Source organism: Parapusillimonas sp. JC17 (assembly GCF_052180245.1).
In the GTDB taxonomy this organism is placed as follows: domain Bacteria; phylum Pseudomonadota; class Gammaproteobacteria; order Burkholderiales; family Burkholderiaceae_B; genus Parapusillimonas.
In genome coordinates this window covers 414566-429571 of the sequence record NZ_CP197474.1, presented here as the reverse complement: position 1 = coordinate 429571, position 15006 = coordinate 414566, and the positions used below count along the sequence as shown (strand labels likewise).

Here is a 15006-nt window from a genome sequence, read left to right as displayed (position 1 = left end):
GCTATGCAATACTAAGTATTGCATATGAAGATCGTAATAGATACAGTGTGCTTACGCAAGAAGTTACTCGTGGACGCAGTACAACTCTCTTATTAAAGGAACTGTGATGGTACGTCGATGCATTCTTCTGCTTGGCTCGCTTGTCTTGGGCTTGTCTCTTCAGCCTGCACATTCCCAAGGCTCCTGGCCTCTTGAACCAATAAAGCTCGTCGTCGCCTATCCGCCAGGCGGCAGCACCGATACGGCGGCACGCTTGCTGGCGCAACGCCTGAGTCAAAACCTGAACCAGCAAGTCGTCGTGGACAACCGGGCGGGAGCCGGGGGAACCATTGGCGCGGCATCGGTCGCCCGAGCCAAGCCCGATGGCTATACCATCTTGCTGGCGGCGTCGCCGGAAGTGGCGATTGCACCGGTGGTCGTTGAAAAAATGAACTACGATCCCAAGGTGGATTTGGAAGCGATATCCATGGTGGGGCAAGTTCCCTTCGTGCTGGCCGTGACTCCCAGCCTGCCCGTCAAGACTCTGCAAGAGCTTATTGAATACGGAAAGAAAAACCCCACGAAATTGAACTACTCTTCCTTCGGGACGAATACATCCAATCATTTGATCGGAGAGCAGTTCAAGATTCTTACAGGAATAAAGGCCACGCATGTGCCGTATAAAGGCAGCGGCCCTTCGATTACCGATCTCATGGGCGGGCAAGTTCAATATACTTTCGATACAGCCACGGCAGTCATGGGGCACATAGAAGCGGGTAAGCTTCGAGCGATTGCCGTCGCCACGCCCGAACGCCTTGCCAACGCACCGTCCATACCGACGATGTCGGAAGCAGGCCTTCCCGGATTCGTAGGAGGGACCTGGTTCGGCCTGCTGGCACCCGCAAACACGCCTCCAGAGATCATTCAACGCCTGAACAAAGAAACGCGGGCTGCATTGGCATCCAAGGAAATCCAGACCAAGTTCGCAGAACTCAATATTCTTCCTGTCGGGGACTCTCCCACCGAATTTCGCGCATTCATCGATGCCGAAATCGCCAAGTGGAAGCAATTGACCACGCAGCTCGATCTAACCTCGAAATAAGGATTGTGAAAATGGAGCAGCGAGGCGAATGCGCAGTGGTGGGCGCCGGCATCATCGGGGTATGCATCGCGTATGAACTAGTAAAGCGCGGCATCCACACCGTGCTTATCGATAAAGACGAACCGGGCAAAGGTGCCAGCTACGGCAACTCAGGAGCCATCAGCCCCGCCTCCGTCGCTCCGCTCGCCATGCCGGGCGTGCTCGCATCCGTTCCAAGCATGTTGGGGCATCCGGACAGCCCACTATTCCTGCCCTGGCGTTACCTCCCTCGCGCCCTGCCTTGGCTGGCCCGCTTCGTATGGGCGTCACGCCCGTCAGCCGTGGAGAAGTCCGCCGTGCGCTTGGCGGAGGTTCATCAACATGCGGTCAGCCTGCACGAGGCGCTTGCACGCGAAGTCGGCGCTCCAGAAGTCATTCTTAAGCGGGGGCACCTGCATCTATATCCCAATGATCGCGCACTCAACGGTGACCGCGCATCGTGGCATCTGCGCGAGCGCCATGGAATTTCGTTTACGCGCCTCGAACGATCAAGCATTCTCGACCTGGAACCCCATGCTCCCGAAGGCTACCGGGTCGGTATCTATCTTGAAGATCAGGCAACATTACGGAACCCCTTCCGTTATCTGCAGGCCATTTTTCGCAAATTCATCGATGGAGGGGGGCAGTTCATCCAGGCAAATGTTCGATCGTTGAAGAACAACGGAAGCAGCGGCTGGATGCTCGATACCTCGGTCGGCGCGATAGACACCCAAAACATCGTAGTTGCCGCCGGCGCATGGTCTCGCCATCTGCTGCGCCCACTGGGCATTCAACTGCCTCTGGAAACCCAACGGGGCTATCACGTCCAGTTCCGAAACAATAACCCACCGGTCAGCCGAACTGTCGTACTGACAGACCACAAAACTTTCTTCACGCCCATGGAAGATGGCTTAAGGGTAGGAGGAACCGTAGAGTTTGCAGGTTTGAAGGCCGCGCCAAACCCCCATAGAGCAGACATACTGGTTCGTATTGCCAAAAACGCCTTCCCTGAACTGGAAGGACAGCCGTATGACACATGGATGGGTCATCGGCCATGCATGCCGGACTCGGTTCCGGTCATTGGTCAAAGCGAAAAACTGCCGGGCTTATGGTTGGCGGTGGGGCATGGCCACCTCGGCCTGACGGACTCGGTTGGCACGGCGATAACGATTGCGGACGGCATGCTGCGGGCCAGGGGTCAGACCCCGGATGGGGTCTGACCCCTTTCCAGGTACGGAGGGGTCAGACCCGTTTGGGTCTGACCCCTCTAACACAGCGCCTTGACGACCGTCTCACAGGTGGCTTTCAGGTGGTCGAGCAATTCCTTCACGGCGGCATCGCTGTCCCTGCGTAACGCGGCTTCCATAATGCTGCGATGCTCTTCGTGCACCGATGCCTTGTAATGCTTCAAGCGAGCCAGGTTACGGTAGCGCTCCGCCTGGTCAAAGAGATTCTCGGAGATCGCGATCGTGCGCTTGCTGCCGCAAGCCGCAATCAGCGCCGTATGGAAACGGCGATGAGGATCCGTCCAGGCAGGGTTCACCCGCGATGGATCATCGTTCTCGTAGCGCGACACCTCGCCCAGACGATAGAAGCTGAGGACAAGCTCGTCTTCCCAGGCCCCATCGCCGCGGGCGATGGACTCCCTCAATGCGCCTTCGTACAGCCAACATCGGGTCTGGGTCAGATCCACGACGTCTTCCTTGCTGACGTCGCATACGTAAAAGCCCCTCCGATCATGCTGGGAGACGAGCTGTTCCGTCGATAAGCGGTTCAGCGCTTCGCGCAGAGGTATTGCGCCCGCGTCGTAGCTTCGGGCAAGGGAACTCAAGCGCAGTTTCGAGCCCGGCCTCAGTTCGCCCAGCAAAATATCCGACCTCAATCTTTGATAGACCAAACTTGCAGCGGTCGCCTGCCCAGCGCTTTCCAGCAAATTAGATGTCGGCTTAAGCATAGTGAACCCAATAAAACGATGCCTTTGGAAATCGATGAAGACAACAACGTGACACTTTAACCCAACGTCCCTCGCCCTGCGCCGGCAGCCCCCGCGCTCCTGCCGGGCGCGTCGATGCCCTTTTTCGGCTTTCCCAGATTCATGTTGACCTGTTTTATTTTATATATTAAATTAACTAAAACTTAATTTTATATATAATTTTTGTGGAGTGAGACGATGAACTGGAAATTCCTTCGCGCAAGCGCCGCGGTCTTTTTGCTGGCCGTTCCTTTGGCCGGCGTTGCCGCCGACAACTATCCCTCGCAGTCCGTCAAAATCGTCGTACCGTTCCCTGCCGGCGGCCAGGGCATCGATTATGTCGCCCGTACGCTCGCCCAGCGCATGCAGAATCAGTCGGGCCAGGCCGTGGTCGTGGACAACCGCCCCGGCGGCGGAACCGTCATCGGTACCGGCGCTGTCGCTAAGGCACCCGCCGATGGCTACACGGTATTGATGATGGCCAACAGCTTCACGGTCAATCCAAGCCTGCAAGCGAATCTGCCTTACGATTCGGAAAAGGACTTTTCCCCGGTCTCTTTGCTGACCATCACGCCCCACGTTCTGGTCGCGCGTAACGATCTGCCCGCCAATGACTTGAAAGAACTGCTGGCGCTGGCCAAGAAAGAACCGGGCATGGTCACCTATGCCTCCATCGGCAACGGCACCTCTCCCCATCTTGCAGGGGAAATGCTGAAGAAGCTCGCCAGTGTCGATGTGGTCCATGTCCCCTACAAGGGCACGCCTTTGGCCCTGACCGCACTGATGGGCGGCCACGTGGACCTGCTCTTCGGCAACCTGCCGGACGTCCTCCCCTATCTGAACGACGGTAAGCTGAAGGCCCTGGCCATTTCCGCGCCCAAGCGCCATGCCAGCCTGCCCAAGGTCCCCACCATGGAAGAACAAGGCTTTGCCGAGTTCGAGTCCAACTCCTGGTACGGCATGCTGGCGCCGGCCAATGTGCCCGATGCCACCATCCAGCAATTGAACAAGCTCGTCGTTTCCATACTCCAGGAAAAAGAAGTGCAGGACGCGTTCAATGTCCGCGGTCTGGATGTCATTGCCAGTACGCCCGCGGAGTTCAAAGACTGGCTGCGCAAAGAGGTCGACAAATACGCCCAGATCATCAAGGCATCTGGGGCACGCATCGATTAGGGCTGTTCACTCTGAAAGGCCCAATCGGCCATACCCAGCGGTCGCCCAAGCGGCCGCTTTATCACAACAACCGGGAAGCTACATGTATTTTTGCGTATTCGAATGCAAAGGGGCGCCACATCTGGGCGCCACTCTATCGCCAGGCCGCGAGGCGATTGCAGACCTGACCGCGGCCTGGCCCGGCGAACAACAGGATGCGCCGCGCAACGTGACCGAATTGGCAAGGCTGGGCGACAAGGGCCTGGACATCGCCAAGCGCATCCTGAACGAAGGCCGCGCTTCCATGCCGGTGGCAGGACTGCGCCTGCTTTCACCCTTGGGCAAACCATTGAAGAACGTTTTTTGCGTTGGGCGCAACTACCGCGGACACATCATCGAAGGAAACATCGCCCGCGGCGTCGACCCCAATCTGTTTCCCGAACATATAGAGTTCTTCACCAAGGCGCCCACCACGGTCAGCGGCCACGAAGACGCCATACCGCTGCATGATGGCATCACCGCCCAGCTGGACTACGAAGCGGAACTCGGCATCGTAATCGGGCAAGGCGGCAGCAACATCGATGCCGCGCATGCCGATGCGGCGGTGTTCGGATACACCATCGTCAACGACATAACCGGCCGCGATCTGCAGCGCAGGCATGGCCAATGGTTCAAGGGAAAAACATTGGACGGATCGTGTCCAGTGGGCCCATGGGTGGTACACAGGTCGGCAATCAGCGATCCCCAGGCGCTCGGCATCAAGCTCTGGGTGAATGGCGAACTAAGACAAAGCGACAACACCTCTTCCATGATCTTTACCGTCGCTTCGATCATCGCCCAGCTGTCCGCCGGCCTGACGCTGGAACCCGGCGATATCATCGCCACGGGCACGCCTTCGGGCGTGGGCTATGCCATGAGCCCGCCCCGGTTCCTCAAGGATGGCGACGTCGTCGCCATCGAAATCGAATCCATCGGACGGCTCGAAAACACCGTCCGGAAGTAGTATCCAGCACTAGAAAGGAGATCAACGTGCAGAAGAAAATCATACGCAGTCCACTCGTTCCAGAGACAGGCGGCCCCTTCAATCTTGCAGTCAGCTACAACGGCATGATTTATGTTTCAGGCCTGCCGCCTTTCGAAGAAGCGTTTTGCGCAGAACTTCGCGAAGCACGCCGACTGGGCAAGCCGCTGCCGAAAATGCCTGACCTGGACATGGATACGCAGGTTCATATCGTCATGAAGCATCTGAAACTGCTGCTTGAAGCCGGCGGCTCCAACATGGATTGCCTGCTCAAGGTCGTGGTCTGGCTGAAAGACCAGAGCCAGATGGGCTCCTTCGACAAAATCTATCGCAGCTACTTCAGCAGCGACGACGCACTGCCCACGCGCACGCGCATCCAGGCAGGACGCACCCCCTTTGACTGCGCTCTGGAAATCGACGCGATCGGATACATACCGCAAGCGTCGTAAGCGGCTGGGGTCAGACCCCGTACGGGGTCTGACCCCGCAATCCTCACGACACAGGGGTCGGACCCAACGGGTCTGACCCCACATTTACAAAGGGTCGGACCCCATGCGGGGTCCGACCCTGTCACATCGCAAATGGGTCAGGCCCCTTTGGGGCCTGACCCACACAAGGCTTCCAGGCCTTCCAGATGCTGCACGCCCGGCGTATCCCTACCCTCTTCGATCCTACGCAGGATCTGCGCGATCTCGGCATGCAGGGGTGTTGAAACACGCAGGTCGGCGGCCTTCGCGGCGACGAATCCATTCATGAAATCGACTTCGGTGCGCTTGCCTTTCTTCAGATCCTGGGCGGTACCCGACACAGCATCCTCCGTGACGAGCTGATGCTGTGCGTTCAGGGCGGCCATGACCTGGTCAAGCGCCGACGCATCGCCCGCGCGCGCCTCCAGCCATACGCTGGGCGCAACGCCGAAGATGTTTTCCGTCTCGTATCCCTGCGCCGCGCCGACATCGATGGCTTCGGCGGCCAGACCGAGCATCACGCGGCAGCAAGCCGGATCGCCGAACGTCCGCTTCAAGCCAAAGCCGCATACCGCGCTGAATCCGGACGTCATCGTGTTGGCCACGAGCTTAGACCAGCGCAGCCCCCACAGGTTGTCGGTGGCTTGCGCCGTGTCCACCTGGGACAGCATATCGGCCAGCATCTCGACGCGCGGAGAAAGCGGCCCCTGGGCTTCGCCTACGTAGAACACACAAGCCCCGTTCTTCACCGTCTTCTTGCTGCGGCGTATGCGGCCCGGCCCTACCAGTCCCACATACATGCCGCTGCCTATGCAGCCCAATGTGCGCTCCCAGCCTACCCGGGAAGCCACGATGCTTTCCACCAGGCTGTTCTGCAGCGTAACGACACAGCCGGATCGCTTCAGCGCATGCGAAACCAGACTGGTGGCCCAGTCGGTGTCGTACAGCTTTACGCAGATGAATACGATGTCCAGGGAGCATGGTGGAAGCGATGGCGATTCATCGGCGTGCATGGCCGGCACGGGGATCGAGTATTCGCCGTCCGGCTCGATGATCGTCAAGCCGTGCTTGCGGATTGCGTCCACGTGCTCGGACCAGGCGTCGATGAGCGTGACGTCGTAGCCCGCGGCAGCCAGCTTGCCGCCGACGAATCCGCCGACGGCGCCCGCCCCGACGATGGCTATCCGGCCGCTAAACTTATTGGGGTTCAATGCCGGCCGCCTCGGTGATTCTCTTGAACTTGGCAACTTCCGCCTTGATGAACCCCGCGAATTCGGTGGGCGTGTTGGAAGCCGCTTCCACGCCCATGTTGACGAACTGCTCTTTGATGTGGGGCTGCGCGGCCGCTTTTTCCACGGACTTGGCAAGCTTGTCGACGATCGCGGGCGGCGTGCCGGCCGGGGCGAGCAGACCCCACCACGTCGACACGTTGTAGTCCGGCACGCCCGCTTCCTCGAGCGTGGGCACGTCGGGCAGCGCCGCGCTGCGGGTGTTTCCGGTGACAGCCAGGGCCCGGACCTTGCCGCCACGGATATGGGGTACGGTGGGCCCCATGGAGCCGAAGATCATGTTGACATGGCCGGCCAGCACGGCGGTGTTGGCGTCGGCATCGCCACGGAACGGAATATGATGCAGCTTGGTGCCCGTGCGCTCTTGAAACAGCACGCCGGCCAGGTGCGGAGGCGCCCCCACGCCCGAGGAAGCGAAGGTCATGGTTTCGGGGCTCGCCTTTGCCAGGTCGATCAGCTCCTTGACGGATTTGGCCTTGACGTCGGGGTGCACGACCAGGACATAAGAACCGATGGCTGCGACGCTGACCGGCGCGAAATCGGTCACGATATCGTAGGGCAAGGACTTGCGCACGCTGGGTGCCAAGGTGTGCGCGCCGGCGGCCATGAACAGCGTGTAGCCATCGGGCGCCGCTCTGGCTGCGGACGCCGCGCCTATGGTGCCGGCAGCGCCGGATACGTTTTCTACGACCACTTGCTGGCCCAGGTCTTTGGACATTTCCTGGCCAATGGCGCGTGCGACAAGATCGTTCGCGCCCCCGGCAGGATAGCCGACGATGACCTTGATGGGTTTGGATGGATAGGCGTCAGCGGCCATTGCCGCGCCCGCGACGACCAGACTCGAGATGCCCAGGCAGGCACTCAATAAAAATTTCGTGGTTTTCATAACGGCTCCGTGCTTGTTTGATTGAACGATTCGAGGATCACGACTGGTCCGCCTTGAGCTGCCAGGCCAGCCCGGCCTGTACATACTCGGCCGAGTCGGGAGTGGGATCCATGGCGGCGAGCATCAAGGCAAACGCCACGTAATACGCCGCGTTGAAAGAGACGTCCGTGATCTCGCGCGGGGACATGAACTGCTTGAGCTTGGAAAAGGTCTGGTCGCTGACCGATGACGGCGTGGAAAATTCCAGGGCGTACTGGGCGAGCGCTTGATCCGCTTCGCTGAACGTGGCGGGAACTTCGCCCTTGCGCATCGCCTCGATTTCCTTCGCATCGATACCTGCCTGCAGTGCCAGCGGAACGTGATGCAACATGGCGTACTCATAGCCGCGGCCGGTGATGACGATGACGATCTCGCGTTGGCGGGCCGTCAGTGTAGAGTGGTAGCGGACATAGTCGCCCACCGATGCGAAGCGTTTGAGCGCTTCAGGCGCATGCCCCATGGACCGCAACGCATTGGATGCCTTGCCGCGGCTTTTTTCCACATCGGCCAGCGCTTCGGCGAATTCGGGGTCTTTGGCTTCATCAAGAAGTGGCAGGCGTGACATTGGTTTCTCCAGGAAATTTAATGAACGGAATTCGTCTGTCAAGGCAGGTACAGCTCGCCTCTGGCCAGAATCGTCATGGCACAGATTTCGGCGCGCGTGACCAGGGTGCGCAGGTCGCAATACTCTTTGCGGGTATGCACGTTGCCGCCGACGGGGCCTGTTGCGCATAGCGTGGGCGCACCGGCCGCCGCTGTCAATCCGCTGTCCGCCGACCCGCCGGTGGATTCCCCCTTGACCGAAACGCCCAGCTGCTGCGCCGCCCGTGTGTAGTCATCCAGCAGCATGCGGCTTTCATCGGTCTGGAACAGCGGCAGGAAACGCCCCTCATGCGTGATGCGTCCACAGGTGCAGGCCGGCGCGGCTTCCTCGATGATGGATGCGATCTGCCGCTGCAAGTGATCTTCGTCGATGCCCTTCGGATAGCGAACGTCGAGGCGACCTCTGGCGAAGGGCGCCACCGTGTTGACCGAGACCCCGCCCTCGATGGTGCCGACATTGGTCGTGACCCCCGAGTGCCGGTCGGTCAGCGCGTGCAGGGCCACAACCTTCCTGGCAAGGGCTTCGATGGCGCTGGCGCCCTTTTCATGGGCGACCCCGGCGTGAGCCGCCACGCCTTCCACCTCGAAATCGACGAACATCGCGCCTTTGCGCTCGACCACGACGTTGCCGGTGGGGCGGCCAGGCTCCGCATTGAGCACCGTGCCCGCGCCGCGCGCCATTTCGATCGTGAGGCTTCTGGACGAAGGCGACGCGATTTCTTCGTCGCCTGTGAAGAATACGCGTATGGGCGCGACGTTGCCCCCGCACTCGAAGAATGCCCTGGCGACGAAGGCATTCATCACCAGGCCCGCTTTCATGTCCGCGACACCGGGGCCGTAGGCGATTCCGTCTTGCACGCGATAAGGCCATTGCGCCAAGGTGCCTTCGGGAAAGACGGTGTCCATGTGCCCCAGCAGCAATACGTGGGGCGTCTGTTCGCCGCCGGAGCCCGGAATATCGGCCCTGAGGCAGTTGCCATGGGATTCCTGCCGGTACAATGCGGTCTGGATGCCGGCCTCATCGAAGAATGCGCGAAAGAGTTCGCCAACTTGATCGACGCCCTGCTTGTGGTAGCTGCCGCTCTCGATATTCACCACCCGTTCGAGCAGATCGAACATTTCCTGTTCGTGCGACCGGAGCCAGGCAGCCAGCTTCTCGTACCCTGCAATTTGCTTCATGCGTTGGACCTCCGTCAATCACCGCGGCTGTTAATGACGCATTATCATCATAAACGATATTATTTTGCAATAAAAATTGCAAAATACGGATTTGGCACAGCGACTTGGCGTAGAATCTTTCGCGATGGGGTCAGACCCCATGCGGGGTCTGACCCCTTTCCATGCAGAGGGAGTCAACACCCACGCGAGGCCTGACCCCTTTCCATACCGATGGGGTCAGACCCCGTACGGGGTCTGACCCCCACAAGGAGCCCTCCCCATTATGAAGCTGTTCGACCGGATCGCGAACTACCCCCGCAAGCTGACGAAGCACGAGACCAAGCTGGCCGATTACATCTTGTCCGGCTATCCCCAGCATCTGCTGGAATCGGCTACGGCCATCGCCAATAAAGTGGGGGTCAGCGCGTCAACGGTGGTGCGCTTCTTTGCCAAGCTCGATTACGCGTCGCTGGGGGAAGTGCAGGACGAAGCGCGGCTGGACCTGGCGTCCAAGCTGACCTCGCCATCGCAACGCGCCAAGCTGGCATCCAAGAACAAGCATTCTCTTTCCAATGTACTAGAACGCAGCCTGGAGCTGGATCGCGAGAACCTCAGCGCCACCATAGAGACCATAGACCTGAAAGCGTTCGAGGCGCTCATCCGCAAGCTCACGCAACCGGAGACGCGCCGCATCTACCTGGTGGCGGCGAAGAACAGTTCAGCGGTCGTTCATTACCTGTATACCCACCTGAACATGTGCCTGCCCAATGTCCATGCCCTGCCCACGGGCACGGCCCTGGCGGACCAACTGCTGTGGTCGACCAGCGAAGACGTACTGCTGGCCATCACCATCCGGCGCTACTCCAGGACCGTGGTCCAGACCGCCCAGCATTTTCGCAATCTGGGGGCAACGGTCGCCTGCATCACCGACAGTCCCTTGGCGCCGGTCGCCAATTTATCCGATCACAGATTGCTCATCCATACATCGAGCACGTCGCCATTTGACTCCTATACCGCGGCCTTCAGCCTATGCAACGCCATCGTGGCCGCGGTGGCGATCGAACGCCAGAAAGAGGTCAAGCAAAGCCTGAAGTTGGGCGACGAACTATGGACCGAATTCGGTGTGTTCACGGAATCGAATGCCTAGGGCCTGTTAACGCTATCAGGCCCTAGCGAACCGAGAAGGTTTCGCGCAGCAGACGCCGAGAAATCTTCCCCGACGCAGTTCTGGGCAGATCCTGCAGGAACTGGATCTGGCGTGGATATTTGTACGGAGCGATAACGCCCTTTACGTGGTCCTGAATGCTGGCGATTAGTTGCTGCGACGGCTGATGGCCCTGATGCAGCACGATGTACGCTTTTACCACTTCTCCTCTCAGCGGGTCCGGGGCTGACGTCACCGCACACTCCTTTACCGCCGGATAACCCATCAGAGCGTTCTCGACTTCGGTGGGGCCGATGCGATAGCCCGATGAACTGATGATATCGTCGGTGCGCCCGATGAAGAAGAGATTGCCTTCCGCATCGCTGCGCGCCGAATCCCCGGTCCGATGCCAGCCCCGGTCGGAGAACGCGCTCTCGACCGAATCATCGACCCAATAGCCCAGCATCAAGCCAGGGTTGTCTCCACGCACGGCCAGCTCCCCGACCTCGCAGGGCTCGCATAGCGCATCATGAGCGTCGATAACACCAACGACATTGCCCGGCATGGCACGCCCGATGGATCCGTTCTGAGAAACTTCTTCCGCTGAAGTGATGGTGCACTGAGGCGTTTCGGTCTGGCCGAATGCCACCAGCAGCGGAGCGCCCGAAAAATCCGCCCAACGCCGTGACAGGTCCACCGTCATGGCCTCGCCGGCCGACAGGGTGAATTTCAGCTTGGGCAACGAGGCTTTCGTCGCCGTGGAAATGATTTGCCGCAGCTCCGTCGCGACAGCGCTATACATGGTCACGGAATACTTGGCCAACATGTCGACTTTTTCCTGCGCCGACAAGTTCGGCTCGACGACCAGCGACGTGGCGCCCCAGAACCAGGCGCCGTACAACAGGCAGGAGCCCGCCCGCGTCCATCCCGTGTCACTGGTCGTCCAGATCACGTCCCGCGTCGACGTGCCGAACATATGCCATGGCTGCCAGCTGCGTACGAAGACACCACGCGCGGCATGCACAACCGCCTTCGGCAAGCCCGAGGATCCGGAAGTGAAATACATCAAGGCCGGCGCATCGGCGGGCATCACGGCGGGCACGATGGCCGGGCGCGGCGTCGCAATGACTTCATCCAGGCTTTCCCATCCGTCGGCGGATCCCCGGCACAACCGCAACGCAAGCAGGTCCAGAACTTCCGAGAAACGGTCCGCCAGCTCCGAGGACGTGATGGCCGCCCGGGCTCCGCTACGCTTGACTCGATAGCTCACTTCCGACACGCCGATCTGAGTGACGCTTGGTACGGGGATGGCGCCCACGTAATGGCACGCAGCCATCGCGACAAGCCAAAGCGCCGTTCTCGGCATGAAGATCAGCACCCGGTCGCCCGGGTTTACACCGCGCTCGGCCAGCGCGGCGGCAAGGCGGCCGACAGTCTCGTTGACCCGGGCATAGCTCCAGACATCTTCCGAGCCTCCCTCGCCCACGCTGATGATCGCCGTATGTTCCGGATGCGCGCGGGCACGGCGTTCGAGCACGTCGGCCGCAAAATTGAAAGCCGCCGGTACGACAAGCTTGCCGTCGACAACGGCGTTCCATTCCTTTCCAAGCATTGCTTACCCTCGATGGTTATGCGAGACAGAGACGAGTTTACAGTCGTACGCCGCGTGCAATGCATGAGTTTTCCCCTTGAAATCATAGAGAAAAATCTATGCGTCGCGCATGCCGAACCATAGGTTTTTTCCTATGGTTCGCACCGCTTTTTTAATTTGTTAAGCCCCGTCGCGCTCGGTAGAGTCCTTACTTGTTTTCCATTCAAGGATCAGGAGCAGAACATGCGCACACAGGTAGGCATCATCGGGGCGGGGCCATCGGGATTGGTGCTTTCACATCTACTTTACCTACACGGCATCGACTCGGTGATTCTGGAAGCGCGCAGCCAGGCGTATGTGGAAGCCCGGATGAGGGCGGGCGTGCTCGATTCCGACGTGAGCGCCCTTTTCAGGGAAATCGGCGTCGGCGAACGAATGATGAAGGAAGGCCTGCCCCAGGAACAAATGGAGATCCGCTTCCTGGGCAAGCGGCGGTTCATCAACTGGAGGGAGCTCGCAGGTGGCCGCGTCAACATGGTCTATGGCCAGCAAGAGGTGGTCAAGGACTTCATACACCGGCGCCAGCAAGACAATGGCAAGCTTTTCTTTGAAGCGCAGGCGCTGCGCATCAGGGATCTGGATGGCCGGCCCGTCATTGAATACATCCATGAAGGGCAGGAGAAAGAACTGAAATGCGACCTGATCGCCGCTTGCGACGGCTACCACGGAATCGGCCGGCAGACCATTCCCGCCGACAAGCTGGAAGCGTATGAGCTGAACTACTCCTTCGCCTGGCTGGGCATCGTCGCCCAGGCCAAGCCCTCGAGCAAATGGCTGGTGACTTCCGCTCACGAACGCGGCTATGCCATGCATAGCATGCGCTCCCCCAGTATCAGCCGGAACTACTTGCAGATCCCGCTGACGGACACCGTCGACGACTGGAGCGACGAGCGCATCTGGCAAGAGCTTCAAACGCGACTGGAAACGAATGCGGACTGGAAGCTTGAAGAGGGCAAGATACTGGAGAAGACCCGCTTCGACATACGCAGCTTCGTGTGCCACACCATGCAGTACAAGAAGATGTTCCTGGCCGGAGATGCCGCTCATATGGTGCCGCCCACCGGCGGACGCGGACTGAACCAGGCGATTGCCGACGTATGCATCCTGGCGGACGGGATCGCCGAATACTTCAGGAAGTCATCGATAGAGTATCTGGAAAGCTATACCCAGCTGTGCCTGCAGCGCGTTTGGCATGCGCAGCAGTTCACCTGGAAGATGACCTCGGTGCTACAAAGACTGGACTGGGACAACAAGAACGCATACCACCGCCAAGTCCAGCTCGCCCAACTGGAATACCTGACCAGCAACCGGGCCGCGGCCACCAGCCTGGCCGAGTGCTATGCAGGCACGCCGCTGCAGACATCGTTTCTTCCCGCCGACCGGCCTCGCTATCCCCAGATTTGCTAAATATTTATCTCAATCCATAAATTTACTTAATGCGTCGAGCCAGAAATTTTATTGGATGCCCGACCGGACATCCTCTTTAATTGCTGATAGCTGAGCACCCGCTGCCTTCATGCTGATAAGAACGCATATATGAACACCCGAGGAGCATTCCCATGAAACACAGCTTGTTAGCCCGACCCATCCAGGCTATTGGTTTTTCATTACTGATTTCCTTCACGTCTTTCGCCGCTGCCCAGGGCGCCTCCAATGCGCCTGTCTCGCTGGTGGTGCCCTTCGCACCGGGAGGCAGCGTCGACCTGGTTGCCCGCGCGGTGTCAGAGCCGTTGGCCAAAGAACTGAAGTCCACCGTCGTCGTCGACAACCGGCCCGGGGCCTCGGGTTCGCTGGGCGCGTTGCACACGATACGCTCCACACCCAACGGCAAGACCCTGCTTCTGGGCTCGACCAGCACGATCAGCGTACGTCCGCTGCTCGAGCCGCCACCCGGCTATGATCCCGCAAAAGACCTGACGCCGCTGAACCTGACCGCCGGCGTTCCCCATGTCATCGTGGCCAATCCATCCGTGCCCGCAAGCAACATCAAAGAGCTCATCGCTCTCGCCAAGTCAAGCAAAGACAGCCTTTCGTGGGGCGATTCGGGTCCGGGCACGCCCCATCACCTGGCCGGGCAGCTTCTTGCCCGCGAAGCCGGCATCGACCTGCTGTTCGTGGCATACCGCGGCACATCAGCCGTCGTCACCGACCTGGTGGCGGGCCACGTACAGGTTTCCTCCGTTGAAATGGGCGTAGCCCTGCCCTATATTCAGAACGGTCGGCTCAAAGTGCTGGGCATATCTTCGCTGGAGCGCAACGAGGCCTTGCCCGATGTGCCCACCGTCAGCGAACAAGGCGTCGAGGGCTACAACATTCAATCGTGGTTCGGTTTCTTCGCGCCGTCGCAAACTCCGGCTGCGCAAGTGAAAGAGCTCACCGACGCATTGAAGGCGGCGGTGTCCTCCGAACAGGCGATCCAGGCGCTGAACCAATCCGGCCTGGAGGCGATCAATCAAAGCGGGCCGGAGTTCCAAGAGTTCCTGAAGCGCGAGCACGCGAAGTGGTCGCGCGCCATAGGGAAGTAA

General features: G+C 59.7%; 14 protein-coding genes. 8 read left to right on the top strand and 6 right to left on the bottom strand.

Going from position 1 to position 15006, the window contains the following annotated elements; all coding sequences use genetic code 11:
• Window positions 1-106 precede the first annotated feature (106 nt).
• The gene (locus ACSBPU_RS02040) at window positions 107-1081 is read left to right on the top strand and encodes a Bug family tripartite tricarboxylate transporter substrate binding protein (protein ID WP_442595129.1); all 975 of its coding nucleotides are present in this window, start codon (window positions 107-109) and stop codon (window positions 1079-1081) included.
• A gap of 11 nt (window positions 1082-1092) precedes the next feature.
• Window positions 1093-2319: an NAD(P)/FAD-dependent oxidoreductase gene (locus ACSBPU_RS02035; RefSeq protein WP_442595127.1), complete on the top strand. Its 1227-nt coding sequence runs from the start codon at window positions 1093-1095 to the stop codon at window positions 2317-2319.
• 47 nt (window positions 2320-2366) lie between these two features.
• Here ACSBPU_RS02035 and ACSBPU_RS02030 read toward each other — a convergent pair whose 3' ends face one another.
• On the bottom strand, window positions 2367-2981 hold the full coding sequence (locus ACSBPU_RS02030) for a GntR family transcriptional regulator (RefSeq protein ID WP_442595125.1): 615 nt from the start codon (window positions 2979-2981) through the stop codon (window positions 2367-2369).
• Between the two features lie 288 nt (window positions 2982-3269).
• Between ACSBPU_RS02030 and ACSBPU_RS02025 the strand changes: the two genes are divergently transcribed.
• The 3 genes from ACSBPU_RS02025 (at window position 3270) to ACSBPU_RS02015 (ending at window position 5693) form a co-directional block, all read left to right on the top strand.
• Window positions 3270-4244 carry a Bug family tripartite tricarboxylate transporter substrate binding protein gene (locus ACSBPU_RS02025; protein WP_442595123.1) on the top strand — a complete coding sequence of 325 codons (975 nt, stop codon included), beginning with the start codon at window positions 3270-3272 and terminating at the stop codon, window positions 4242-4244.
• An 82-nt stretch (window positions 4245-4326) separates the two neighbouring features.
• On the top strand, window positions 4327-5226 hold the full coding sequence (locus tag ACSBPU_RS02020; RefSeq protein ID WP_442595121.1) for a fumarylacetoacetate hydrolase family protein: 900 nt from the start codon (window positions 4327-4329) through the stop codon (window positions 5224-5226).
• 26 nt (window positions 5227-5252) lie between these two features.
• Window positions 5253-5693, top strand: coding sequence for a Rid family hydrolase (locus ACSBPU_RS02015; RefSeq protein WP_180070370.1), 441 nt, complete (start codon window positions 5253-5255; stop codon window positions 5691-5693).
• A 137-nt stretch (window positions 5694-5830) separates the two neighbouring features.
• Here ACSBPU_RS02015 and ACSBPU_RS02010 read toward each other — a convergent pair whose 3' ends face one another.
• The 4 genes from ACSBPU_RS02010 to ACSBPU_RS01995 are packed head-to-tail and all read right to left on the bottom strand — an operon-like array spanning window position 5831 to window position 9707.
• Window positions 5831-6922, bottom strand: a complete 1092-nt coding sequence (locus tag ACSBPU_RS02010; protein WP_442595118.1) for a ketopantoate reductase family protein — start codon at window positions 6920-6922, stop codon at window positions 5831-5833.
• The gene (locus ACSBPU_RS02005; protein WP_442595116.1) at window positions 6909-7886 is read right to left on the bottom strand and encodes a Bug family tripartite tricarboxylate transporter substrate binding protein; all 978 of its coding nucleotides are present in this window, start codon (window positions 7884-7886) and stop codon (window positions 6909-6911) included. Before ACSBPU_RS02005 ends, ACSBPU_RS02010 begins: the two co-directional genes overlap by 14 nt.
• Window positions 7887-7923: 37 nt before the next feature.
• Window positions 7924-8490, bottom strand: a complete 567-nt coding sequence (locus tag ACSBPU_RS02000; RefSeq protein WP_442595114.1) for a carboxymuconolactone decarboxylase family protein — start codon at window positions 8488-8490, stop codon at window positions 7924-7926.
• 38 nt (window positions 8491-8528) lie between these two features.
• Window positions 8529-9707 carry a M20 family metallopeptidase gene (locus ACSBPU_RS01995; RefSeq protein WP_442595112.1) on the bottom strand — a complete coding sequence of 393 codons (1179 nt, stop codon included), beginning with the start codon at window positions 9705-9707 and terminating at the stop codon, window positions 8529-8531.
• 262 nt (window positions 9708-9969) lie between these two features.
• On the opposite strand from ACSBPU_RS01995, the gene ACSBPU_RS01990 reads away from it, so the two are divergent.
• Window positions 9970-10833, top strand: a complete 864-nt coding sequence (locus ACSBPU_RS01990; protein ID WP_180070380.1) for an SIS domain-containing protein — start codon at window positions 9970-9972, stop codon at window positions 10831-10833.
• 22 nt (window positions 10834-10855) lie between these two features.
• On the opposite strand, the gene ACSBPU_RS01985 is transcribed toward ACSBPU_RS01990, so the two are convergent.
• Window positions 10856-12442 carry an acyl-CoA synthetase gene (locus ACSBPU_RS01985; protein ID WP_442595110.1) on the bottom strand — a complete coding sequence of 529 codons (1587 nt, stop codon included), beginning with the start codon at window positions 12440-12442 and terminating at the stop codon, window positions 10856-10858.
• A gap of 222 nt (window positions 12443-12664) precedes the next feature.
• Here ACSBPU_RS01985 and ACSBPU_RS01980 point away from each other — a divergent pair, with 222 nt between their 5' ends.
• A complete protein-coding gene (locus tag ACSBPU_RS01980; RefSeq protein ID WP_180070384.1) occupies window positions 12665-13888 on the top strand; it encodes a 4-hydroxybenzoate 3-monooxygenase in 1224 nt (407 codons plus the stop codon).
• A 152-nt stretch (window positions 13889-14040) separates the two neighbouring features.
• Window positions 14041-15006: a Bug family tripartite tricarboxylate transporter substrate binding protein gene (locus ACSBPU_RS01975; protein WP_442595108.1), complete on the top strand. Its 966-nt coding sequence runs from the start codon at window positions 14041-14043 to the stop codon at window positions 15004-15006.

Coding starts and splice junctions, on each gene's coding strand:
- ACSBPU_RS02040 (WP_442595129.1), top strand. CDS start 107: ATGGTACGTCGATGCATTCTTCTGCTTGGCTCGCTTGTCTTGGGCTTG.
- ACSBPU_RS02035 (WP_442595127.1), top strand. CDS start 1,093: ATGGAGCAGCGAGGCGAATGCGCAGTGGTGGGCGCCGGCATCATCGGG.
- ACSBPU_RS02025 (WP_442595123.1), top strand. CDS start 3,270: ATGAACTGGAAATTCCTTCGCGCAAGCGCCGCGGTCTTTTTGCTGGCC.
- ACSBPU_RS02020 (WP_442595121.1), top strand. CDS start 4,327: ATGTATTTTTGCGTATTCGAATGCAAAGGGGCGCCACATCTGGGCGCC.
- ACSBPU_RS02005 (WP_442595116.1), bottom strand. CDS start 7,886: ATGAAAACCACGAAATTTTTATTGAGTGCCTGCCTGGGCATCTCGAGT.
- ACSBPU_RS02000 (WP_442595114.1), bottom strand. CDS start 8,490: ATGTCACGCCTGCCACTTCTTGATGAAGCCAAAGACCCCGAATTCGCC.
- ACSBPU_RS01995 (WP_442595112.1), bottom strand. CDS start 9,707: ATGAAGCAAATTGCAGGGTACGAGAAGCTGGCTGCCTGGCTCCGGTCG.
- ACSBPU_RS01990 (WP_180070380.1), top strand. CDS start 9,970: ATGAAGCTGTTCGACCGGATCGCGAACTACCCCCGCAAGCTGACGAAG.
- ACSBPU_RS01985 (WP_442595110.1), bottom strand. CDS start 12,442: ATGCTTGGAAAGGAATGGAACGCCGTTGTCGACGGCAAGCTTGTCGTA.
- ACSBPU_RS01980 (WP_180070384.1), top strand. CDS start 12,665: ATGCGCACACAGGTAGGCATCATCGGGGCGGGGCCATCGGGATTGGTG.
- ACSBPU_RS01975 (WP_442595108.1), top strand. CDS start 14,041: ATGAAACACAGCTTGTTAGCCCGACCCATCCAGGCTATTGGTTTTTCA.